22 protein-coding genes are annotated in these 22900 nt (G+C 68.6%); 13 read left to right on the top strand and 9 right to left on the bottom strand.

Annotated features, from left to right (window positions below; all coding sequences use genetic code 11):
- Positions 1-41: 41 nt before the first annotated feature.
- Positions 42-944, top strand: coding sequence for a Bax inhibitor-1/YccA family protein (locus tag AC1DEY_RS09315; protein WP_441410280.1), 903 nt, complete (start codon positions 42-44; stop codon positions 942-944).
- 124 nt (positions 945-1068) lie between these two features.
- Here the strand turns inward: AC1DEY_RS09315 and AC1DEY_RS09310 are convergent, their stop codons facing one another.
- Together AC1DEY_RS09310 and galK are read right to left on the bottom strand one after the other, a co-directional pair.
- Positions 1069-2307: an acetyl-CoA C-acetyltransferase gene (locus tag AC1DEY_RS09310; protein WP_476867692.1), complete on the bottom strand. Its 1239-nt coding sequence runs from the start codon at positions 2305-2307 to the stop codon at positions 1069-1071.
- A gap of 20 nt (positions 2308-2327) precedes the next feature.
- Positions 2328-3488 (bottom strand): galactokinase, encoded by a 1161-nt coding sequence (gene galK, locus AC1DEY_RS09305; protein ID WP_476867691.1) that lies wholly within the window; start codon positions 3486-3488, stop codon positions 2328-2330.
- Positions 3489-3564: 76 nt separating this feature from the next.
- On the opposite strand from galK, the gene AC1DEY_RS09300 reads away from it, so the two are divergent.
- From AC1DEY_RS09300 to AC1DEY_RS09285, 4 genes are all read left to right on the top strand, one after another.
- On the top strand, positions 3565-4542 hold the full coding sequence (locus AC1DEY_RS09300) for an aldose 1-epimerase family protein (RefSeq protein ID WP_476867690.1): 978 nt from the start codon (positions 3565-3567) through the stop codon (positions 4540-4542).
- 133 nt (positions 4543-4675) lie between these two features.
- Entirely contained in the window at positions 4676-5989 is a 1314-nt protein-coding gene (locus tag AC1DEY_RS09295) for an AI-2E family transporter (RefSeq protein WP_476867689.1), read from the top strand.
- 21 nt (positions 5990-6010) lie between these two features.
- Positions 6011-7249, top strand: a complete 1239-nt coding sequence (gene ilvA, locus AC1DEY_RS09290; RefSeq protein ID WP_441410285.1) for a threonine ammonia-lyase — start codon at positions 6011-6013, stop codon at positions 7247-7249.
- Positions 7250-7254: 5 nt separating this feature from the next.
- On the top strand, positions 7255-7881 hold the full coding sequence (locus AC1DEY_RS09285) for a rhomboid family intramembrane serine protease (RefSeq protein ID WP_476867688.1): 627 nt from the start codon (positions 7255-7257) through the stop codon (positions 7879-7881).
- Between the two features lie 159 nt (positions 7882-8040).
- On the opposite strand, the gene greA is transcribed toward AC1DEY_RS09285, so the two are convergent.
- Positions 8041-8535 carry a transcription elongation factor GreA gene (gene greA, locus AC1DEY_RS09280; RefSeq protein ID WP_441410287.1) on the bottom strand — a complete coding sequence of 165 codons (495 nt, stop codon included), beginning with the start codon at positions 8533-8535 and terminating at the stop codon, positions 8041-8043.
- 227 nt (positions 8536-8762) lie between these two features.
- Complete coding sequence (locus tag AC1DEY_RS09275; protein ID WP_476867687.1) at positions 8763-9215, bottom strand: DUF4307 domain-containing protein; 453 nt, start codon at positions 9213-9215, stop codon at positions 8763-8765.
- Positions 9216-9323: 108 nt separating this feature from the next.
- Between AC1DEY_RS09275 and mca the strand changes: the two genes are divergently transcribed.
- The 4 genes from mca (at position 9324) to AC1DEY_RS09255 (ending at position 13503) form a co-directional block, all read left to right on the top strand.
- Positions 9324-10229, top strand: a complete 906-nt coding sequence (mca, locus tag AC1DEY_RS09270) for a mycothiol conjugate amidase Mca (protein WP_476867686.1) — start codon at positions 9324-9326, stop codon at positions 10227-10229.
- A 100-nt stretch (positions 10230-10329) separates the two neighbouring features.
- The gene (locus tag AC1DEY_RS09265; RefSeq protein ID WP_476867685.1) at positions 10330-10662 is read left to right on the top strand and encodes a hypothetical protein; all 333 of its coding nucleotides are present in this window, start codon (positions 10330-10332) and stop codon (positions 10660-10662) included.
- Complete coding sequence (locus AC1DEY_RS09260; protein ID WP_476867684.1) at positions 10640-12907, top strand: thioredoxin domain-containing protein; 2268 nt, start codon at positions 10640-10642, stop codon at positions 12905-12907. Before AC1DEY_RS09265 ends, AC1DEY_RS09260 begins: the two co-directional genes overlap by 23 nt.
- A complete protein-coding gene (locus AC1DEY_RS09255) occupies positions 12904-13503 on the top strand; it encodes an HAD family hydrolase (protein WP_476867683.1) in 600 nt (199 codons plus the stop codon). The genes AC1DEY_RS09260 and AC1DEY_RS09255 overlap by 4 nt, the downstream gene beginning before the upstream one ends.
- Positions 13504-13650: 147 nt before the next feature.
- Here the strand turns inward: AC1DEY_RS09255 and trhA are convergent, their stop codons facing one another.
- Positions 13651-14367: a PAQR family membrane homeostasis protein TrhA gene (gene trhA / locus AC1DEY_RS09250; RefSeq protein WP_476867682.1), complete on the bottom strand. Its 717-nt coding sequence runs from the start codon at positions 14365-14367 to the stop codon at positions 13651-13653.
- 154 nt (positions 14368-14521) lie between these two features.
- Here trhA and AC1DEY_RS09245 point away from each other — a divergent pair, with 154 nt between their 5' ends.
- A complete protein-coding gene (locus tag AC1DEY_RS09245) occupies positions 14522-15283 on the top strand; it encodes an isoprenyl transferase (protein ID WP_476867711.1) in 762 nt (253 codons plus the stop codon).
- Between the two features lie 234 nt (positions 15284-15517).
- Positions 15518-16969 carry a PhoH family protein gene (locus AC1DEY_RS09240; protein ID WP_476867681.1) on the top strand — a complete coding sequence of 484 codons (1452 nt, stop codon included), beginning with the start codon at positions 15518-15520 and terminating at the stop codon, positions 16967-16969.
- Between the two features lie 550 nt (positions 16970-17519).
- Here AC1DEY_RS09240 and AC1DEY_RS09235 read toward each other — a convergent pair.
- Positions 17520-18170: a GNAT family N-acetyltransferase gene (locus tag AC1DEY_RS09235; protein ID WP_476867680.1), complete on the bottom strand. Its 651-nt coding sequence runs from the start codon at positions 18168-18170 to the stop codon at positions 17520-17522.
- Between the two features lie 47 nt (positions 18171-18217).
- Positions 18218-19048, bottom strand: coding sequence for a hypothetical protein (locus AC1DEY_RS09230; RefSeq protein ID WP_476867679.1), 831 nt, complete (start codon positions 19046-19048; stop codon positions 18218-18220).
- 58 nt (positions 19049-19106) lie between these two features.
- Between AC1DEY_RS09230 and AC1DEY_RS09225 the strand changes: the two genes are divergently transcribed.
- Both AC1DEY_RS09225 and AC1DEY_RS09220 read left to right on the top strand, forming a co-directional pair.
- Positions 19107-19664, top strand: a complete 558-nt coding sequence (locus tag AC1DEY_RS09225) for a prepilin peptidase (protein ID WP_476867678.1) — start codon at positions 19107-19109, stop codon at positions 19662-19664.
- A gap of 8 nt (positions 19665-19672) precedes the next feature.
- A complete protein-coding gene (locus AC1DEY_RS09220; RefSeq protein ID WP_476867677.1) occupies positions 19673-20143 on the top strand; it encodes an NUDIX hydrolase in 471 nt (156 codons plus the stop codon).
- A 137-nt stretch (positions 20144-20280) separates the two neighbouring features.
- Here the strand turns inward: AC1DEY_RS09220 and AC1DEY_RS09215 are convergent, their stop codons facing one another.
- Positions 20281-22011, bottom strand: coding sequence for an MDR family MFS transporter (locus AC1DEY_RS09215; protein ID WP_476867676.1), 1731 nt, complete (start codon positions 22009-22011; stop codon positions 20281-20283).
- A complete protein-coding gene (locus AC1DEY_RS09210) occupies positions 22008-22754 on the bottom strand; it encodes a TetR/AcrR family transcriptional regulator (RefSeq protein ID WP_476867675.1) in 747 nt (248 codons plus the stop codon). The genes AC1DEY_RS09215 and AC1DEY_RS09210 overlap by 4 nt, the downstream gene beginning before the upstream one ends.
- Positions 22755-22900: the final 146 nt, after the last annotated feature.

The following is a 22900-nucleotide window of genomic DNA, read 5'->3' as shown; positions in this document are numbered from 1 at the left end:
CCGGTTCATCACCCACCCCTAAATCTTGGAGGACACCCGCAATGGCAACTGGCGGAAACCCGATCTTCAGCGGAAAGAATTTCCGCGAAGCCACCCAGGCCCCGCCTGCCCCGCAGGCCCCGTACGGACAGAACTACGGCCAGAACGCCTACGGCCAGGCCGCGGGTGCCCAGGGCGCGTGGAGCTCCGCGCAGCAGGGCATGACCCAGGACCAGCTCCAGGACCTCTACAACCGCCCGGCGGCCGGTCCGGCTGACATCGGCCGGATGACTTACGACGACGTCATCGTCAAGACTGCCGGGTGCCTCGGCATCCTGGTTGTCGGCGCCGCTGTGGCGCTCGCCGTCCCGCAGGGCACCGGATCCCTGCTGATGATCCTCGGCGCCCTCGGCGGCTTCGCCCTCGCCATGGTGAACACGTTCAAGAAGCAGCCCTCGCCCGGACTGATCCTGGCCTACGCCCTGCTCGAAGGGTTCTTCCTCGGCGGCCTGACCCGCATCCTCGACAACCTGTACCCGGGCGTCGGCATCCAGGCCGTCGTCGGAACACTGTCCGTCTTCGCCGTGACGCTGGTGCTGTTCAAGAGCGGCAAGGTCCGGGCCACGCCCAAACTCATGCGGTTCTTCATGATCGCCCTGATCGGCTATGCGGTGTTCGCGCTGGTCAACATGTTCATGATGATGACCGGGGCAGTGACCACCCCGTTCGGCCTGAGCACCAGCATGACGATCATGGGCATCCCGCTCGGTGTCTTCATCGGCATCCTGGCGATCGGCCTGGCCGCTTTCTCCCTGATCATGGACTTCACCAGCATCGAGGCTGCCATCAATGCCGGTGCCCCGCAGCGCTTCTCCTGGACCGCCGCCTTCGGCCTGACAGTCACACTGGTCTGGCTCTACGTCGAAATCATCCGGCTGCTGGCCATCCTCCGCGGCGACGACTGACCGCCGTCGTTCGCAAACGCCTGTAAACAGCGAGGAGCCCCGCCAAATGGCGGGGCTCCTCGCGTTTGCGGCAGCTGCTGCCCGTGACACGCATTCCAAATGCACGCCTCCAGCGGCAACTCGATCAGCCGAGCCGCTCCAGCACCACCGCCATGCCCTGGCCGCCGCCGACGCACAGGGTGGCCAGGCCCAGGGAGGCGTCCCTGGCGCGGAGCCCGTTGAGCAATGTGGTGGTCATGCGTGTGCCGGTCATGCCGAAGGGGTGGCCGAGGGCGATGGCGCCGCCGTGGATGTTGAGCTTCTCCGGATCGATGCCGAGCTCCCGGGCACTGGCCACCACCTGGACCGCGAACGCCTCGTTGAGTTCGACGAGGTCGATGTCCCGGATACTCAGCCCGGCGAGCGTGAGCGCCCGGCGGGTCGCTTCCACCGGGCCCATGCCCATCAACTCCGGGGACAGGGCGCTGACCCCGGTGGAAATGATCCGGGCCAGGGGCTCCAGGCCCAGCTCGTGGGCCCGGACGTCGCTCATGACCACGACGGCGGCGGCCCCGTCATTGAGCGGACACGCGTTCCCGGCTGTCACGGTACCGCCGCTGCGGAAGACCGGCTGCAGGGCGCCGACGGCTTCGGCGGTCACGCCGGGCCGCGGTGAATCGTCGCGGTCCACCACGGAACCGTCGGCGCGGGTGTAGGGCGTGATTTCGCGGGCGTAGAACCCGGAGGCGATGGCCGCCTCGGCCCGGTTCTGGCTGAGCACGGCCCAGGCGTCCTGCTCGGCGCGGCTGATGCCGTAGCTCGTGGCGACGTTCTCCGCCGTCTGGCCCATGGCGATGTAGACGTCGGGCATCCGGCCGCCCAGGCGCGGGTCGGTCCACGGCGTGTTGGAGGCGGCCCTGGCCTCGGTGCGCTTCCGGGCAGCTTCGAACCGCGGATTGTGGGTGCTGGCGTCCGTCTCGCCCGCCCCGGCCCAGTCCCGGTAGCGGGAGACTGCCTCCACGCCGGCGGAGACGAACGCGTGCCCTTCGCCGGCCTTGATGGCGTGGAAGGCCATCCGGAGCGTCTGCAGGCTCGAGGCGCAGAACCGGTTGATGGTGGCGGCAGGAACGTCGTCCAGCCCGGCCAGGATGCTGACCACGCGGGCCATGTTGGAGCCGGCCTCGCCGCTGGGCTCGGCGCACCCCAGATAGATGTCGTCCAGGCCGCGGCCCGGCCCGGCGGCGGCGTCGAACGCCGGGATCCTGGCGAGGGCCGCCGTGACCATGGCGGCGGCCAGATCGTCCGGCCGTTCGTCCTTCAACGACCCCTTGAACGCCCGCCCGATAGGGCTCCTGGCGGTGGAAACGATGACGGCTTCTGGCATGCGCCCAGACTACGCCCCGGCTATGCCAGCCGCATGGCCCCTGCGGCGGGGCTGACGCTGAAGATCTCCGGCGCCGCGTACCCGGCCCGGGCAAAGGCCTGTTCGACGGCGGAACACACCTGCCGGGCTGAGGCCGCCGGGGTGAGCGCGATGGCTGAGCCGCCGAAGCCGCCGCCGGTCATGCGGGCGCCGATCGCACCCGCGCCGCGGGCCGTGTCGACGGCGAGGTCCAGTTCGGCGCAGGAGATCTCGAAGTCATCCCGCATGGAGGCGTGGGAAGCGTCCAGCAGGGGGCCGATGGCGGCCGGGCCAAGGGTGTCCAGCAGCTCCACCGTCTGCAGCACGCGGTCGTTCTCGGTGACCACGTGGCGGGCGCGGCGGAACGTCTCCGGGTCCAGGAGCCCGCTGGCCTCCTCAAGGTCCTCCAACCCGATGTCGCGCAGGGCCGCCACGCCGAGCACCTCGGCGGCGAGCTCACACGATTCCCGCCGGGCCGCGTACCCGCCGTCGGCGTGCGAATGCGACACCCGGGTGTCGATGACCAGCAGCACCAGCCCCGCGGCGTCGGCGTCGAACGGCACCAGCCGGACGCTCTGGTCCCGGCAGTCCAGGAAAACGGCATGCCCGGCCGCAGCCCGGAGCGAGGCGGACTGGTCCATGATGCCGGTGGGCGCGCCGACGAAGTCGTTCTCCGCGCGCTGCGTGGCCAGGACCATGTCCTGCGCGGAGAGGCCGGCGGCCATGAGCTCGTTCAATGCGGAAATCACGGCGCATTCGATGGCGTGGGAGGAGGACAGGCCAGCGCCGCGGGGAACATCGGAATCCAGAAGCAGGTCCACTCCGGGAACCGGGAGGCCCAGCTGCTGCAGGGCCCAGATGACCCCCAGCGGGTACTTTGTCCAGCCCCGGGCGCTGGCACGGGCCAGGGAGCCGGTGTCCGCCGCGGTCAGCCCCTGGTTCCCAAACGTGGAGAGCATGCGCACGGTGGAATCCGGCCGGACCCTGACCGCCACCCGGGCTGAGCGGTCGATTGCGAACGGCAGCACGAAGCCCTCGTTGTAGTCCGTGTGCTCGCCAATGAGGTTGACGCGTCCCGGTGCCCGCCACACGCCGTCGGGCCGGACGCCGAAGACCGACTCAAACCGGGCGGCGAGCCCGCTGCTGTCCAAGGACGGATTCATGGCCTGGCTCCTGCGCTGCTGGAAGTCATGGAACCAAGGTATACGGGTTGCCGGGCTCCTCTGTACGGTGGTCACCATGGACTTCTCAGTGACACCTCCGGCAGCCGGCCCCGACGACGGCGTGAATGAAACCATGCGGCGGTATGCGTCCGGGCGGCAGTACGAAATCCGGCGCGGCGACGCCCTGGCCGTCGTGACCGAACTCGCCGCCGGCCTGCGGCTCTACAGCCGCGGCGGCACGGCCCTGACGGAGACCTACGGCGACGCCGACATTTCCGCCGGTGCCACCGGGATCACGCTGGCACCGTGGGCCAACCGCGTGGAGGACGGTGTCTGGTACCTCAACGGCAAGAAGATGCAGCTGGACATCACCGAGGTCTCCCGCAACAACGCCAGCCACGGGCTGCTGCGGAACTCCTCCTACGAACTCGTGGACGAGGACCAGTTCTCCGTCACCTTGGAAGCGGCCGTATTCCCGCAGCACGGCTACCCGTTCCTGCTGCGGCACCGGGTCCGCTACGAACTGGCGGAGGACCTGGGGCTGGTGGTGCGCCAAACCCTCATCAACGACTCCCAGGACCCTGCCCCCTTCGTGCTCGGCGCCCACCCGTACCTGCGGCTGGGCGATGTGCCCAGCGAGGAACTCACGGTGAGCGTGGACGCCCGGACCCGGCTGGTTGCCGATGACCGCCTCATCCCGCGGAGCACCGAGCCGGTGGGCGGCGAGTTCGACCTGCGCGGCGGCCGGCTGGTGGGGACCCTGGACCTTGATTCGGCCTACACGGACCTGGCTTTCGACGGCGGCGTCGCCCGGCACACGCTGCGCTCACCGGACGGGCGCACGGTGAGCCTGTGGCAGGACGAGGGCTGCGGCTACGTCCATGTTTTCGTGACGACGGAATTTCCGGGCCGGTCGAAGGCGGTCGCGATCGAGCCGATGACCGGGCCCGCCAACGCCTTCAACAGCGGCGAGGGACTGCGCTGGCTCGCGCCGGGGGAGCAGTTCTCCATGACCTGGGGCATCTCCGCCTCGCTGACGGCCACCGCGGGCTGACGCCGACGGCTCTGAGCCCGCGGTCCGCGGCTGGTTGCTGGTTGGTGGTTCCTGGTTCCTGGTTCCTGGTTGCCGGTTGCCGGTTGCCGGTTGCTGGTTTCCTATTAACCGCCCGCTGCGGAATTATGGGGCTATGACGCCAGCTGAGGACGCCGCACCCGCCACAAGCCCCTCCTATTCCGTTGCGGGGACCGGTGCACGTGCCGCGGGCCGGGTGAAGACGGACAGCGAGATTGACCAGGACATTCCCTACGGCGTCCGGATCGCCGCCGCCTGGGCGTGGCGCGCCGGACTCATCCTGCTTGTGGCCGGCGGCCTGGTCTGGCTGCTCAGCCACGTCAGCTTCCTCATCATCCCGGTCATGGTGGCCGCGCTCCTCTCAGGACTGCTCAGCCCCGCCGTGCGCTGGATGGCCAACCGCAGAGTGCCCAAGGGGCTCGCCGTCGCCATCACCGTGCTCGGCTTCATCGGCATCATCGTCGGTGCCCTGACCCTGGTCGGGCGCCAGCTCACGCAGGGCTTCGGCGAGCTGTGGTCCCAGGCGCTCGAGGGCGTGCAGCAGGTCCAGACCTGGCTGTCGGAAGGCCCGCTCCACCTGACCGCCGCACAGATCGACAAGTACGTCCAGGACGCCACCGCCGCGCTGCAGAACAACAGCAGCAGCATCCTCAGCGGGGCCCTGACGTTCGGGAGCACCGCCGGGCACTTCGCGGCCGGCCTGGTCCTGGCGCTGTTCGTGCTGATCTTCTTCCTGCTCGAGGGGGACAGGATCTGGGCCTTCCTCGTCAGGCTCATGCCCCGGAAGGCGCGCCGGGCCACGGACGGCGCCGGCCGGCGCGGCTGGGCCTCCATGGTCAGCTACGCGCGCATCCAGATGTTCGTCGCGTTCGTGGACGCCGTGGGAATCGGCGTCGGCGCCGCCATCATTGGCGTGCCGCTCGCGCTGCCGCTGGGCGTGCTGGTCTTCCTGGGTTCCTTCATCCCGGTGGTCGGTGCGCTGGTCACGGGCGCCATCGCGGTGCTGCTGGCCCTGGTCGCCAACGGGCCCGTCAACGCCCTGATCATGCTGGCGATCGTGCTCGGCGTCCAGCAGCTCGAAAGCCACATCCTGCAGCCGCTCGTCATGGGCAAGGCCGTGTCCCTCCATCCGGTGGCCGTAATCCTGTCCGTCGCGGCGGGCTCCTACCTTGCCGGGATCCCCGGCGCACTGTTCTCCGTGCCGATCCTCGCCGTAGCAAACTCGTCGATTCGCTACATTGCCGGCAGAACGTGGGAACATGAGGAAGTGCTGGCAACCGCGGGGCCAGAGGGCAGCCCTGCCCTCGAACCCGGCGCCGACACCACCTTCACAGACGCCCACCTGCCGGGCGGAACCCCCGGCCGCGAGGGCGCCGCACCCACCAGCGGTGCTCCGGGCAGCGATGCCGGACGGGGCACCGACGCCTGATCCGAAGAAGGAGAACAGTTCGTGAATACCCTTGAGAGCCTGCCCGTCACGCTGGACGCTGTCCTGGAGGCGCAGAAGCTGCTCGACGGGATTATTACGCGGACGCCCGTGGAATCCTCGCGGGCCCTCGGCAGCACGGTGGGCGGCGAGGTCTTCCTCAAATGCGAAAACCTGCAGCGCGCCGGCTCCTTCAAGGTCCGCGGCGCCTACGTCCGGATGGCCAAGCTCTCCGACGCCGAAAAGAAGCGCGGCGTGGTGGCGGCCTCCGCAGGAAACCACGCCCAGGGCGTGGCCGTCGCAGCCAAGAGCCTCGGCATCAAGGCCCGGATCTACATGCCGCTCGGCGTCGCCCTGCCCAAGCTTGCGGCCACCCGCAGCCACGGCGCCGAGGTGGTGCTGCACGGCCACAACGTCGACGAGGCGCTGGCCGAAGCCAAGCGGTACGCCGACGAAAGCGGCGCCGTCTTCGTCCACCCCTTCGACGACGTCGACGTCGTCGCCGGCCAGGGGACCGTGGGGCTGGAAATCCTGGAGCAGGTCCCGGACGTCGACACCATCCTCATGGGCGTCGGCGGCGGCGGCCTCCTGGCAGGCGTTGCCGTGGCCGTGAAGGCGCGCGCCAAGGAACTGGGCCGTAACATCCGCATCATCGGCGTCCAGGCCGAGAACGCTGCCGCCTACCCGCCCTCGCTCGCCGCGGACGCCCTCGTCCCGCTGAAAAAAGTGTCCACCATGGCGGACGGCATCGCCGTCGGCCGGCCCGGCCAGCTGCCGTTCAGCATCATCCGCGAACTGGTCGACGACGTCGTCACCGTCAGCGAAGACGCCCTGGCCAGGGCGCTGATCTTCCTTCTGGAGCGCGCCAAGATGGTGGTGGAACCGGCCGGAGCCGTCGGCGTCGCCGCGCTCATGGAAGGCAAGATCGAGAACCCCGGAACCGTGGCGGTGGTCCTCTCCGGCGGCAACATCGACCCCATGCTGATGCTCAAGGTGATCCAGCGCGGCCTCTCCGCCGCTGGCCGCTACATGACCGTGCGGATGATGCTCGATGACCGTCCGGGCTCGCTGGCCACGATCGCCCGGATCATCGCCGAAAACGACGCCAATGTCACCGGCCTGGACCACACCCGGGTGGGCGGCTCCATCAGCATGGGCGACGTCTCCATCACCGTCAACCTGGAAACCAAGGGCCACGAGCACTGCAGCCAGGTCCTTGCGGCACTGCGCGCCGAGGGTTTCCAGCCGATCGTGGTGCACTAGGGGCCATGGTGACGGAGGCGTCCCGAGGCGAACCGCAGCCGGTGGGGGACAGCACGGCCGTACGGGCCCGCCGGGGACTGCTGGTGGTGGGTTCCTTCGTGGTGCTGCTCTACCTGATCGAGATCGTCAACACCGCCATGTTCCATTCCCTGAACCGCACCTTCGGGCTGCGGCCGCGCAGCCTGGACGGGATTCTGGACATCCTGACCTTTCCGCTGCTGCACTCCAGCCTCGCCCACCTGATGTCCAACACGCTCCCGCTGATCATCTTCGGGTTCCTGGTGTTCCTCTCCGGACGCCGGGTCTTCATCACCGCCCTGGCCGCCAGTTGGCTGGCATCCGGGCTGGTGGTGTGGCTCATCGGCGGCGCCAGCGTCACAGTCGGCGCGTCCGGCCTGGTGTTCGGGCTTTTCGCGTTCCTCCTGGTCCGTGGCTTCATCAACCGGAACTGGTGGCAGATCGTCCTCTCCGTGGTGCTGTTCATGGCCTACGGCGGCATCCTGTTCGGCGTGCTGCCCACCGTGGCCAGTTTCGTCTCGTGGCAGGCGCACCTGGGCGGGGCGATCGGCGGCGTCGCAGCCGCGCTGCTGCTGAGCACCCGGCGCCCCGGGGCGCTGACCTCCGGACACTGACCCACCGGGAAGACCGGCTGGCGGCCACGCCCGCCAAGCCGGCCCGCCAAGCCGACCCGCCAAGCCGCAACGGCCATCAGACGCAAAAACACGACGCCGGCCTCCCCGCAAAGGGGAGACCGGCGTCGTGTTTCGTGAATGTGTTCCGTGACGGAAGTGTCAGCCGGCGTACGGCTTGGCGGAGATGATCTCCACCGTGATGTCCTTGCCGTTCGGGGCGGTGTAGCTGAGCTTGTCGCCCTCCTTGTGGCCGACGATTGCGGCGCCGAGGGGGGACTTCTCGCTGAAGACATCCAGGTCCGAGTCGCCGGCGATCTCGCGGGAGCCGAGCAGGAAGGTTTCCTCGTCGCCTGCGATCTTGGCCACGACGAGCATGCCGGGCTCCACAATGCCGTCGTCGGCCGGGGACTCGCCGACGTGGGCGTCCCGGAGAAGTGCGGTGAGCTGGCGGATGCGGGCCTCGATCTTGCCCTGCTCCTCCTTGGCCGCGTGGTAGCCGCCGTTTTCCTTGAGGTCGCCCTCCTGGCGCGCGGCTTCGATCTTCTGGACGATTTCTGCCCGGCCGGGGCCGGAAAGGTGGTCCAGCTCTGCCTTCAGGCGGTCAAAAGCTTCCTGGGTAAGCCAAGCCGCAGTTGCGCTGTTGGTGGTAGACACGGACTTCTCCTTTGGTGGTCATACAAGAAAAGACCCCGCCACGGTGGCCACTTTTATGACGCAGTAACCAGCTCAGCGGGGGAAAGGTATTGATCCATTGTAGTCAATCCTGTGGATAAACCAAAGAGGGCTGCGGCGTGGATCACACCGTGTTGCCGGCCGGCCGGCCTGTTCGGTGTTGGTTCGCTGTTGCCTGGGCGCGGCTGCTGTCCGGTGGGTGCCGCGGGCTATTGTCCCGTGGCAGGAATCCAGCAGCTGTCCACGACGGCGGAGACCGCCTGGGATTCCGTGTGCAGCCGGGTGCGGTGGGCGGTGGTGCGTCCGCCGTCCGTGCCGGCGTCGGACGCGTTCGGCCCGATGTCCACGACTTTCCAGCCGACAATCGCGAACTTGGAATCCATCGCCTTCACCGCGCATTTCGCGTCCGCGGCGGGATCCTTGGTGACCTGGAAGTCGATTTCCGTCACCGTCGCGTCAGGGGTGCTGTAGCCGACGTCCTTGAAGCTGACGCTGTTGGTGGCCGCCGACGTCGACACCCATGCCAGGAAGGCGATGCCCACGGCAAGTGCGGCGATCAGGATGTTGCGTTTGCCCTTGCGCGTCAGCGCGCGCTTTTGGCCACCGTAACGATTGGCTAGGCTGGTAGGTGCCGGCGCGGCAGGCTGATCCTCGGAAGTCACCAGTCCAGTTTAGTGTGGATCGGACCGGTAAGTTTCCGCGGCGGCCGAGCGCACAGATCACGCCGCACCCCAACAGAGCAGAACAGCAGAAAGAGGAGCCGTCCCACGATGACTGCATCCCCCAGCCCGTCAGCACCGCTTCGCCTGCTGGCGGTCCATGCTCATCCCGACGACGAATCCAGCAAGGGTGCCGCCACCATGGCGATGTACGCAGCCTCTGGAGTGGACGTCCTGGTGGCCACCTGCACCGACGGTTCCCGCGGCGACATCCAGAATCCCGCGATGGAGGCGGAGCCGCACCCCAAGCGCGACATGGCGGGGGCGCGGCGGCTCGAGATGGACGCCGCGGCCAAGGTCCTCGGGATCCGGCAGCGCTGGCTCGGATTCGTCGATTCCGGGCTGCCGGAGGGCGACCCCCTGCCGGACCTCCCGGCCGGGTGCTTCGCCCTGCAGCCGCTGGAACGTGCGGCCGCGCCCCTGGTCCGGCTGGTCCGGGACTTCAAACCCCACGTGATCCTCAGCTATGACGAGAACGGCGGCTATCCGCACCCGGACCACATCATGGCCCACCGGGTGGCCGTCGAAGCCTTCGCGGCCGCCGGCGATCCCGCCCGGTACCAGGGCAACGGGGAACCCTGGGAGCCCAGCAAGCTCTACTACGACCGCGCGTTCAGCCCGGACCGCTTCCGTGCCCTGCACTCCGCGCTGGAGGAAGCAGGCCTGCAGTCACCGTACGCCGAGCGCCTGGCCGCCTGGCTGGAATCCGACGCCGAGGGGCACACCCCGCCGCCGCCGACGCACCCCACCACCACCCAGATCGAGTGCGGAGACTTCTTTGAAGCCCGGGATGATGCGCTCCGATCCCACCGCACCCAGGTGGACCCGGAGGGATTCTTCTTCGCGGTATCCGCGGCCATGCAGCGCAAGGTCTGGCCCTGGGAGGACTACTCCCTGATCGAGTCCCGGATCCCGACGGACCTGCCCGAAACGGACGTCTTTGCCGGGCTAAGATAGAGACGAAAGGGCTCTTCTATCCGGTGTAGAAAAGACGCTGCGGGACACTGCAGAATGGACACCGTAGAAAAGACACCAGTTTCCACAGAAGGTTTTTCACGTGCATTCCTTGCTCATCGCCCTGGCCACAACACCGGCGCCGACCCCCACGCCGTCGCTGCGGCCGGGCCTGTCCGAGGACCAGGTCAGCCCGGGTCTGCTGGGCTTCCTGCTGACAGCCTTCATCGTGGTGCTGACCGCGCTGCTGATCGTGGACATGGTGCGGCGCATCCGCCGGGTCCGCTACCGCGCCCAGGTGGAAGCCGAGCGTGCCGACGCCGAGGACGCGGGAATCCCCGGGGCCGCGCTCTCCGCGGACGGCAGCGCCTTGCCCGCGGACGGCGGGGTTTCCCGGCCGGAGGTCAACGGCGATGCGGGACCCGGAAGCCGCTGACGGCGGTTCCCCCAACAGGCTGTCCGGGGCCTCGAACGCCCTCGCGGCGGAACCCTCGGCCTACCTGCGCCAGCACGCCGGAAACCCCGTGCACTGGCAGCCGTTCGGCGACCCGGCCTTCGCCGCGGCGGCCGCCCGGGACGTGCCGGTGTTCCTCTCGATCGGCTACGCGGCCTGCCACTGGTGCCACGTCATGGCCCATGAATCCTTCGAGGACCAGGACACCGCCGACTACCTGAACGCCCACTTTGTCTCCGTCAAGGTGGACCGGGAAGAGCGCCCCGACGTCGACGCCGTCTACATGGCCGCCACCCAGGCCATCAGCGGCGAGGGCGGCTGGCCGATGTCCGTCTTCCTCCTGCCCGACGGCCGCGCCTTCCACGCCGGCACCTACTTCCCGCCCCGGCCCATGCCCGGCCGTCCGTCCTTCCGCCAGGTCCTTGAGGCCGTGAGCGAGGCCTGGGCCGAACGCCGCGGCGGCGTCGAAGCCAACGCCGCCACCCTGGCGCGCGGCATCGCTGCGTCCCAGCCCGCCGCCGCCGTCCGCCTCGACGGGCCGCCCGAACCCCTGGACGCGGCGCTCCTGGGCGAAGCCGTTGCCGCACTGTCCGGCGCCGAGGACCCGGCCCACGGCGGCTTCGGCGGCGCGCCGAAGTTCCCGCCCTCGGCCGTGCTCGAGTTCCTGATCCGGCACGCGGCGGCCGGACGGCCGGCTCCCAGCGCCCCGGACACTCCCGACACCCTGGCACCGGACACCGCCGCCTGGGACACCGCGGCCGACACCGCCGCCGCGGCCCGGGACATGGCGGGCCGCGCCCTCGCGGCAATGTCCCGCTCGGCGTTGTTCGACCAGCTCGACGGCGGCTTCGCCCGCTATTCGGTGACCGGTGACTGGTCCGTTCCGCACTTCGAGAAAATGCTCTACGACAACGCCCAGCTGCTGCGCGCCTATGTCCACTGGGTCCGGCTGGGCGGCACCCCGGAATATCCGGCGGACGAGGCCGCAGTGACCGCCGGGCGCACCGCCGACTGGCTCCTGGCCCGGCTCGGGGTTGGGTCGAATCCGGCGACAGGCCGGTCGACAGACCCCGCCGCAGACGTGGAAGTCGTGGCCCTGGCGTCGTCCCTTGACGCGGATACGGTGGTCGACGGCGTGCACGCCGAGGGGGCCACGTACCTGTGGACCCCCGCCGGGCTGGAGGCGCTCCTGGGCTGGGCTGACGGCGCCTCCGTGGCGGACCTCATGAACGTCCGCACGCCCGGGAGCGTGGAGGCCGGCGGTTCGCCGCTGCATCCGGGCCGGGAGATCACCGGTGAAGACGCCGCCCTGTGGCAGCGGGTGCGTCCGCTGCTGGAGCAGGCGCGCAGCGGGCGGGCCCAGCCGGGCCGGGATGACAAAGTGGTGGCCGGCTGGAACGGGCTGGCCGTCGCGGCGCTCGCCGACGCCGGGGCCGTCCTGGCGCGGCCGGAGCTCGTGGACGCCGCGGAACGGATCGCGGCCTATCTCGAGCGCGTGCACTGGCGCCCCGCGGCGGGCGGGCCCGGCCGGCTCACGCGCGTCTCCCACGACGGCGTGGCGCGCGGAATCGGCGGCCTGCTGGAGGACTACGCCCTGTGTGCCGAGGGGCTGTTCGCTCTCTACGGGGTCACCGGCCACACCCGCTGGTATGACCTGGCCGAAGCTATGCTGGACGCCGCCGGCACGCGGTTCGCGGCCGACGGAATCCTGAAGGACGCGGCGGGGGAGTCCACCCAGGTCACGGCCGCCCAGGGCGGCCGGGACGGCATGGACCCGTTCGACGGCGCCACCCCCAGCGGTGCCGCCGCGTTGGCCGGCGCCCTGGTGACCCACGCAGCGCTCTCCGGCTCGTCCGAACACCGCACCCTGGCGGCCAACATCCTCTCCCTGCTGGTGCCCGCGCTTGCGGCCCGGGCGCCCCGCGCGGCCGGCTGGCTGCTCGCGACCGCCCAGGCCGCGCTCGCCGGCCCTGTCGAGGCCGCCGTCACCGGCCCGGACACGCCAGAACGGGCCGCGCTGCACCGGGAGCTGCTGCTCTCGGCCAGCCCGGGACTGGTGGTCGCGGTCCAGGACGACGCCGCCGCCCCGCCAGTGCCGCTGCTGCGTGGCCGAGGCGCTGGCCCGGACGGCGCCCCGCAGGTGTTCCTGTGCCGCGGCATGGTCTGCGACCTGCCCGCGGGTTCCGTCGAAGGAGTCCGCGAGCGGCTGGCTACGATTCCGAGGTGATCTCCATCCGGGTGGACCAGCGGGTGCTGGCCGATCTTGGCTGGGAACTGGAGCTCGACGAAATTGTCGAACGGTTTGTCGGGAAGTCCGAGGCGCACTTTGTCGCCGCCGTCGAACAGCAGCTCGGTGTGCGGCTGGCCGAGGGCTGGGACCGGGATTACGGACGCTGGTACCGGGACGCGTTTGAGCGCGAGCTCGAAGCGGTCGACGGCATCGAGGAAGCCCTGGACCGGCTGACCCTGCCACACTGTGTCGCCTCCAGCGGCAGCCACGAAAAAATGCGCCGGACCTTGGGCAAGACCGGCCTGCTGCACCGCTTCCAGGGCCGTATCTACAGCGCCACGGAGGTCGCCAACGGCAAACCCGCACCCGACCTGTTCCTTCACGCCGCCGCGAGCCTGGACACCGCGCCGCAGCGGTGCGCCGTCGTCGAAGACAGTGCCTACGGCGTCCAGGCCGCCCGGGCCGCCGGAATGCACGTCTTCGCCTACGCCGGAGGCGTCACGCCGGCCGAACGGTTGGCGGGCCCCGGGACAACAGTCTTCTCCGACATGCGGCAGCTGCCCGGGCTCATCGCGGCGGGACTGCCCGCCTGAGGCCAGACTGCCCCCCGCCGTCCCGCCGTCGGAATTTCCCCACCTTTGACGCCGGTGTCCGGAGTGTCGGGCAAAGGCGCCGGTGATTCCCGCCGTCGCTGCCTCAAAGGTGGGGAGAATCCGCGGCAGGCAGGCAGGCAGGCAGGGTCAGCTCAGGACCGCGATGGCAATGGCGATGTAGTGCGCGGCGAAGGCAAAGACCGTCAGGGCATGGAACAGCTCGTGGAAGCCGAAGTGCTTGTAGCTGAAGTTGGGTTTCTTCAGGGCGTAGAAGACGGCCCCGGTGATGTACAGGACGCCGCCCACGCAGATCAGCACCGCCGAGGCGGCGTTGGCCGCGAAGAACTCCGGGAGGTAGAACAGCGACCCGCAGCCCAGAGCGATGTAGATCGGCACGTAGAGCCACCGCGGGGCGTTGGTCCACAGCAGGCGGAACAGCACACCGAGGATGGCGCCTGACCAGATGACCCACAGCAGCAGTTCGGCCTGCTGACGGTCCAGCAGGGCCCAGGCAAGCGGTGTGTAGCTTCCGGCGATCACCAGCATGATGTTCGTGTGGTCCAACCGCTTCAGGACCATCTTGACCCGCGGTGACCAGTTCCCGCGGTGATAGACGGCGCTGACGCCGAACAGCAGCACGCCGGTGATGGCATAGACCGCGCAGGCGACCTTCAGGTCCGGCGGGGCCAGAATAACGAGCACCAGCCCGGCGGCCAGCGCCAATGGGGCCGTCACGGTGTGGATCCAGCCGCGCCATTTGGGCTTGATCATCAGCAGCTCGGCCAGCTTCACCGCGGCGTCGTCCACCGGGGTTCCCCGCTGCGCCGAAGGCTCCGGCCGCGGCTCCAAACTGTTGCTATCCATGCCGCAATAATATCTTACGCACTAGTAAGTTACTGATGGGTAACAAGAGTTCCGGGCCCGTTCACAGGCGAAGCTGCGCGCGGCAGGGGCCTCCGGCGGGTACCCTAGGATGTGCACTGAACAAGGACCTCAAGGAAGCCAGGTGAAACTCCGGATGGAAATGCCCGGGTTCCTTTACGGCTTTTATGAGCGCAAGCTGCAGCGTTCCCTCGATCCGGAACGCATCCCCCGGCACGTCGGCGTCATGGTCGACGGCAACCGGCGCTGGGCCCGCCAGTTCAACGCCCCCACCAGCCAGGGACACCAGGCCGGCGCGGACAAGATCCACGAATTCCTCGGCTGGTGCCAGGAACTCGGCGTCAAGGTAGTCACCTTGTACATGCTCTCCACGGACAACATGAACCGCTCCGGTGAGGAACTGGACCTCCTGATGGGGATCATCGCGAACACCCTGGACCGGCTGGACGAGGACGCCAACATCTCGGTGCACGCCATGGGCGCCCCCGAACTGCTGCCAGACTACCTCGCCGAGCGCCTGAACAATCTCACGGCGCGCACGCCCGCGCAGGAAAAGCTGCACGTCAATGTCGCCGTCGGCTACGGCGGACGGCGGGAGATTGTCGACGCCGTCCGGGAACTGCTGCACGACGCCGTCGGCCGCGGAGCGGACATCGGCAAACTCGCCGATGACCTCACCGTGGACGACATCTCCCGGTTTCTCTACACCCGCGGCCAGCCGGACCCGGAATTGGTGATCCGGACCTCCGGAGAGCAGCGGCTGTCCGGGTTCCTCATGTGGCAAAGCGCGTACAGTGAGTTCTACTTCTGCGAGGCTTTGTGGCCGGCGTTCCGCAAGGTCGACTTCCTGCGGGCCCTGCGCGATTACGCCGGCAGGCAGCGCCGCTTCGGCGCCTGAGCCGTTCACACGGAGTTCACGAGACGGCAACAAGAATCGCCGAAAAATTATCGGACAAACCCGGCCCCGGAGACGTACGTTTATCCCATCGGCGGGCAATTCGCCGGCCGATCGGGGAGGCCAGTACATGGAGCGGATTTTCGCACCGGGTGTATGGGAGGCCGCGTCCGGCCTCCAGGCCGAGCCGCCTCACCAATAACAAATCCGGGCATTTGCCCCGGGGCTGGAGTCGATGTGGCTATTTCTGAGCAACTGCCCGACGTTATTTCCGAACAGGGAGATCAGGGACAGAAAGCTACCTCTCGCGCCAAGCGAGCCACCTCAAAGACCGGTGCGGCACGTAAAGATGCTGCGGCCGGTCTTGCTGTTTCCGGGGAAGGAACAGGGAATCGGGGCACGGCCCGCAGTTTCGTGATCGATACCTCCGTGCTGCTCTCCGATCCGCGGGCCCTCCTGCGTTTCGCCGAGCACGAAGTCATCCTGCCAATCGTCGTCATCACCGAGCTCGAAGGAAAACGCCACGACCCGGAACTGGGTTACTTTGCGCGCAAGGCCCTTCGGCTGCTGGATGACCTGCGGCTCGAGCACGGCGGCCTGGACCGCCCCATCCCGCTAGGCCACGACGGCGGCACGCTCATGGTGGAGCTGAACCACATCTCCACCGAGCTGCTGCCCGCCGGCTTCCGCGGGGCGGACAACGACAGCCGCATCCTGGCCGTGGCCAAGAACCTGGCCAACGAGGGCCGCGACGTCACTGTGGTGTCCAAGGACCTGCCGATGCGCGTCAAAGCCTCGGCCATGGGGCTGCTGGCCGACGAATACCGCAATGAACTCGTCAAGGACTCCGGCTGGACCGGCGTGGCCGAGCTCGACGCGGGCGAGGACCAGGTCGCGACCCTGTACGGGCACGAGCCGGTCTTCATCCCGGCCGCGGCCGAGATGCCCACGAACACCGGGCTGGTGCTGCTTTCCAGCCGGGGCTCGGCCCTCGGACGGGTAGGGGCGGACAAGCAGGTGCGGCTCGTCAAGGGGGACCGCGACGTCTTCGGACTCCACGGACGCTCGGCCGAGCAGCGGCTGGCCATCGACCTCCTGATGGACCCGTCGGTCGGCATCGTGTCCCTGGGCGGCCGGGCCGGAACGGGCAAGTCCGCGCTGGCACTGTGTGCAGGCCTGGAGGCCGTGCTGGAGCGCCGGGAACACCGCAAGGTGATCGTGTTCCGTCCCCTCTACGCGGTGGGCGGCCAGGAACTGGGCTACCTGCCCGGGTCCGAGGCGGAAAAGATGAACCCGTGGGCGCAGGCCGTCTTTGACACCCTGGGCGCGCTGGTCAGCCAGGAAGTCGTGGAGGAAGTGATGGACCGCGGCATGCTGGAAGTCATGCCGTTGACGCACATCCGCGGACGCTCGCTGCACGACGCCTTCGTGATCGTCGACGAGGCGCAGTCGCTGGAGAAGAATGTGCTGCTGACGGTGATGAGCCGGATCGGCCAGAACTCGAAGATTGTCCTCACGCACGACGTCGCCCAGCGGGACAACCTGCGGGTCGGACGGCACGACGGCGTGGCTGCCGTCGTCGAGACGCTGAAGGGGCACCCGCTGTTCGGCCACGTCACGCTGACCCGCTCGGAACGCTCACCGATCGCGGCCCTGGTGACGGAGCTGCTGGAGGGGGCGGAGATCTAGGCTCGCCCTTGGGGCCGTGGTCCGGTTACCGGACCACGGCCCTTCGCCGTTGTTGGGTGCCTTATTTGACGTGCTGTGGTTGCCGGTGCCGTGGTTGGGTTCGCCGGGACGCGGCCTTTCGCCGTCGCTTAGACACGGCGCATGGGGACCCGCTGCGGTCGCTGGGCGACCTCCGGGGTCCGATGCGCCGCGATGCGCTCCTTTACGAAAGACCGCGTCCCGGCGAGTGCGGCAGTCTACTTTTCGAATGGGGAGCATCCCGGCTTGGTGAGCCTCCCACCTTCGCGGGGTTGCGGTGTTCCGCTAAGGAGCGCATCGCCGACCAAAGCGAAGCGAAGGTCGCCCAGCGACCGCAGCGTAGCGGCGGGAGGTGTCTAAGCGACGGCGGGGCGCCGCAGCACCGCAAACCCAACCACGGCACACAGCGAAGGGGCGGTGTCTATGGGATGGCGGGACGCCGCAGCACCGCAAACCCAACCACGGCACACAGCGAAGGGGCGGTGTCTATGGGATGGCGGGGCGCCGTAGCACCGCTGCGGAGCCGTTGTTGCTATGCGTCGATGCCCAGGTACTTTGCTGTTGCGTCGTGGCCCTTTACCTGCAGATTCCAGTCGGGGCGTTTGAAGGTTGCTGGGGTGAGGCGGACGTTTTGGACGTCCTGGGCCTTGCCGCCCCAGGCGGCGCGGGTGACGCCGTTGAGCTCGTAGCCGAGGGAGCGTGAGACGCCCAGGGACTGCTGGTTCCAGGCGGCCGCCTCGGATTCCGCCACTTCCGCGCCGAGCCAGTCGAAGGCGTAGAGGGCGACGGCGGCCCGCATCTCCTTGCCGAGGCCGCGGCCCTGGACGCTCTGGCGGAGCCAGGAGCCCGTGGTGACCGTCTTGAGGGTGGCGAAGTTCTTGGCCGCGATGTCCTGGCAGCCCACGAAGTCGCCGTTGTGCCAGATGCCGAGCAGGAGGGTCCAGTCCTCGGGGCTCATGGTGCCGCGGCACCGCCAGTACCACTGGGCCATGTTGGTTCCGAGCTCGTGGGCCGGGGCTTCGGTCCAGGGGTTGCTGAACGGGTTCCGGCCCGGCTCGTGCACGCCGCTCAGGGCTGCCTGAACCGCGGCGGGGATCTCCTCGTCACGGATGGGGCGCAGCTCAAGGTGCGGCGTGGTGAGGGTCAGGCCGAAAGGGGGCCAATAGCCGGCGGGTTCAGTCATCGGGGAAGCCTAACGGTGCCGGCGCGCGGATGCCAGTCACAGGCTGGCTACTCGGCGGGAACGTCCCAGCTGATGTGGCGTCGGACGTCGGTGAGGTTCATCGATTCGGCGAGGAACAGGTCATCGAGCATGTATTCATCGACGCCCAGGATCCTGAGCCAGTGGCCGTAGCCGTCCTGCGCGTTGCCGCCTCCCGGCCCGTCCAGCCAGCGGCTCGCGACGCAGACGCCCGTGCCGGAGTCGATCCTCAGCAGCGTGTGTCCTGGCCTGCACAGCGGGGCCACGGGATCGGCGGGGCGGTATGAAAGGTTCGGGCTGACCGTGGTTTCCAGGGCGGGCCGGCCCTCGTGGTCAACCTCAGTGATAGGCCCAAGCTCCACAGCGTTCGAATTGGGGAACTCCAACGGAACGGGTGAGTTCCCCGCTAGCTCCACGGGGTCCAGGACGGCGGCGAAGCGGCCGTTGCCGAACGACGGCTCGCCGTAGGCCGCCTCCGGGCGGCGGCGGACCAGCCCGTCGTCGTCGTATACCGGGGTGACCAGATGCGGCGGCAGGAGCCAGGTCTTCCGCGTGGAACTGACATATTGACCGCCGCGTGAATCATTGATGCCGGTGGTGCTGCCGATCACGAGGCCGCCGGCGGTCTCCAGCCGCAGGGCACCGGGCCTGCGCAGCCACCCCCTGACGAGGTCGTCGGGAGAGGGCACGGCCGTCAGGGAGCCCGCCGAAGCCGCGAGGGGCCGGTCGAGGTACTCGAACCTCAGCGACTGCCACTTCCAGGGCGAGGACCGGCAGAGGTCCCGGAAGGCCGACGCCTGGTCCCCCGGGCCGCGGGGCGCGGCCGCTCCGTTCCGGTCCCTACTGTCCCATGCGGCCATATCCACAGTTTACGCGCGGGGACCGCCGGGCCCGACGAATATCCAGTAGCATCCGAGAGTGATCGAACGACTCGGCACCCTGGGCGCCGCCAACCCTTTGGCCTTCTGGCTCGCCCTGGCCGCGTGCGCCTATTTCGCCGTGATGGCCGTCCGGCTCACCGTCATTGATGTCCGGCACCACCTGCTGCCGGACCGGATTGTGTTTCCCTCGTATGCGATCGCCGGAGTTCTCCTGCTGGGTGCGGCCGCCAGCCTGCTTCTTCCCGGCGGGCAGGACATGGCCGGCACGGCGGATGCCGGGGCGTTCGGAGTCCCGGGGCTGCGTGTCCTCGCCGGCGGGGCGGCACTCTGGCTGTTCTATTTCCTGCTGCACGCGGTGTATCCGCCGGGAATGGGGTTCGGCGACGTAAAGCTTGCCGGTGTCCTGGGGATGTACCTGGGGTTTCTCGGCTGGGAGCACGTTCTGGCCGGGACCCTGGCTGCGTTCGTCCTGGGCGGCCTGTGGAGTGTCGGAATGCTCGCCGCACGCCGCGGCACGCTCCAGTCGGCCATTCCCTTCGGACCGTTCATGCTGGCCGGCACGGCGGCCGCCATGCTGTTGATTCCGGCCGGTTAGGCTGACGCATGGCCACCCCGGATTTCATCCTGAGACTGCGCGAGAAGATCGGACACGAACCCCTCTGGCTGCCCGGCGTCCGGGGAGTGGTGTTCGACGACGCCGGCAGGGTCCTGCTCGGCCAGCGGGCCGACAACGGACAATGGGGCCTGATTACCGGGATCCTGGAACCGGGCGAGGACCCCGCTCCCGGGCTGCTGCGGGAGATCTTCGAAGAGACCGGCGTCGTGGCCGAGGCGCAGCGGCTGGTTTCGGTGGACGCCGTGGGTCCCACCCGCTATCCCAACGGCGACGTCTGCCACTTCCTGACATTGGTGTTCCGCTGCCGCTTTGTCTCGGGAGAGGCCCGGGTCAATGACGATGAATCCCTCGACGTCGGATGGTTCCATCCGGAGGACATCCCAGACCTTATGCCCGGGCATCTGGAGATGATCCGGCAGGCCACCGACCCCGCCGGCGAGGTCCACTACCGTCGCTGACCGGGCCCCGCCTGCTGACCGGACGCCCGCCTGCTGACCGGCGCTGACCGGCCGGGAACGCAGCAGGGGCGCCGCAACCCCCAAGACTGCGGCGCCCCTGCAGGCATTGACTGTCGGCAGACGCCAACTACGGACGATCAGCCCCGCAGACGGGTGAGTTCCTCGCCGTGCGTGTGGCCTTCGGTCCCGGGGTTGTCGGTGCCGGGCTCGTCCCTACTGGGTTCCCCGTCATTGCTGTCCGCGCCGTCGGCGGCGTTGCGGGCCGCCGCCCGTTCCGCCTCGAGCCGCTCGGCCTCCTCGCCGCCTACCGCTTCGCCGCGGGCCACCATTCCAGCGGTGTCCGAGAGCGGAATCTGCTTGAGGGTCAGTGCCAGGATCAGGGCGATGCCCAGGAACGGCAACAGGTACCAGAAGACCGGGGCGAGTGAATCCGCGTAGGCGTTGACGATCGCGTCCTTGAGCTGTGCCGGGAGCTGGCTGAGCATCTGCGGGTCCATGGTCCTAGTGGACTGCGACGCCTGCTCGGCGGATGCCCCGGCGCCGGTGAAGGCGTTGGTGAGGGATTCGGCGAGCCGGGTAGTGAAGATGGAGCCGAACACGGCGACGCCGAGGGACGCGCCAACCTCACGGAAGTAGTTGTTGGTGCTCGTCGCCGTCCCGATCTGGTCCGCCGGCACCGAGTTCTGCACCACCAGGACAATCACCTGCATGATCGAGCCAAGTCCGGCGCCGAAGATGAACAGCTGCACGCAGATGACCCAAATGGGGGTGGCGGCCGTGAGCGTGGTCAGCCACAGCATTGCCGCAATGGTCAGGGTGGCCCCGAGGACCGGGAACATCTTGTACTTGCCGGTCTTGGAGATCCGGATGCCGGAGAAGATGGCCATCCCCATGAGCCCCACCATCATGGGGAGCATCAGCAGGCCGGATTCCGCGGCGGAAGTTCCGGAGGACATCTGCAGGAACGTCGGGACGAACGCGATCGCGGCGAACATGCCCAGGCCCAGGGTGAAGCCGATGGCCGTGGAGTTCACGAAGATGCGGTTCTTGAACAGGCTCAGCGGAATGATGGGGTCCTCGGCCCGGCGCTCCACCAGGACGAAGGCGGCAGCGGCGAGCACCAGACCGGCGCCGAAGGCCCACGTCAGCGGCGAATCCCAGCCCTCGTCCTTCTTGCCGCCGAAGTCGGTGAAGAAAATCAGGCAGGTGGTGGCGGCGGAGAGCAGCAGCACACCGAGGATGTCGATGCGCTTCTCGGCCTTCTTGTTCGGCAGCGTCAGGGTGAACCAGGCAATGGTGAACGCGGCGATGCCGATCGGGATGTTGATGTAGAAGGCCCATTCCCAGGTCAGGTGGTCCACGAAGAAGCCGCCCAGCAGGGGTCCGGCGACGGCGGAGAGGCCGAAGATGGCGCCCAGCGGACCCATGTACTTGCCGCGTTCCTTGGCCGGAACGATGTCGGCGATGATGGCCTGGGACAGGATCATCAGGCCGCCGCCGCCCAGGCCCTGGATGGCGCGGAAGATCACGAAGCCCCAGAAGTCCGTGGCGAGGGCGCAGCCGACGGACGCGAGGGTGAAGAGTCCGATGGCGACCAGGAACAGGTTCCGGCGCCCCAGGATGTCGCCGAACTTTCCGTAAATCGGCATGACGATGGTGGTGGCCAGCAGGTAGGCAGTGGTGATCCAGGCCTGGTGTTCCACGCCGCCGAGTTTGCCGACGATCGTGGGCATGGCAGTGGAAACGATGGTCTGGTCGAGGCTGGAGAGGAGCATGCCCGCGATGAGGGCGGAGAAGATGATCCAGATGCGTTTCTGGGTCAGCAGCAGCGGCTCGGCTGCTGGTTTGGTGCTGACGGCGGCGCTCATTGCGCTCCTTCGGAGGAGATGGGCTGGACGGTATTGGAGGGGACGCTGTCGGAGAGAACGCCGTCGGAGGGGACGGCGTCCGTTGGGGACAGGTCGAAGTGGGACGGGTCGAACGGGAGGGAGAACAGCGCGCGGGCGGCGGAGATGTTTTCGATCAACATGTCCTTGTACGGCCGGGTGTTGCCTTCGGAGAAGTAGTCGGCGCTGGTCCTCCTGGCGATGTTTCCCAGGACCACCACGGCCATGCGGACCACGGGATGGTCGGCGGTAACGCCTTCCCTGGCCGCGAGCAGGAGGGCGAACTCGGCCTCGCGTTCCTCTGAGGCGCCGATGATCCGGAGCATCAACTGGGGCTCTTTCTTGATCACCCCGATCAGCTGGCGCGTCTCCTCTTCGGAGCCGCTCATCCGTTCGGCCAGGTCGAGGGAGAGACGGACGAGGTCGGCGAGCAGGGAAGCCGATATTTCGCCGGGCGGTGAGCCCGCACCGCCCGCCATGAACCGCGCCACGACTTCTTCGGGGAAGTCGTCGTCGACGTGGCCGAGGATCGCATCTTCCTTCGCCGGGAAGTAGTTGAAGAAGGTCCGGCGGGAGATGCCGGCGCGCTCGCAGACTTCCTCCACGGTGTAGCCGTTGAGGCCGCGTTCGGCGGTGAGGGAACGGGCGACGGCGGTGATGGCCGCCCGGGTTGCGGCCCGTTTGCGCTCGCGGTGGCCGCCCGCATTAGTTGCACTGTTTCCCATAGAGTGTATTTTTGCACTTAATTACAGATAGTGCAAAAGATGGTCCGGGGGGCGTGACCCATGGCCTGCACCGGCACCCAGCGCTCGCGGTCGGGCCGGGCCGATCGGCCCACAACGACGACGGCGGCCGGCGCCTTCCACTGGAA

This window comes from Arthrobacter sp. 05T47, assembly GCF_056395825.1.
This window is presented reverse-complemented; position numbering and strand designations above follow the sequence as displayed.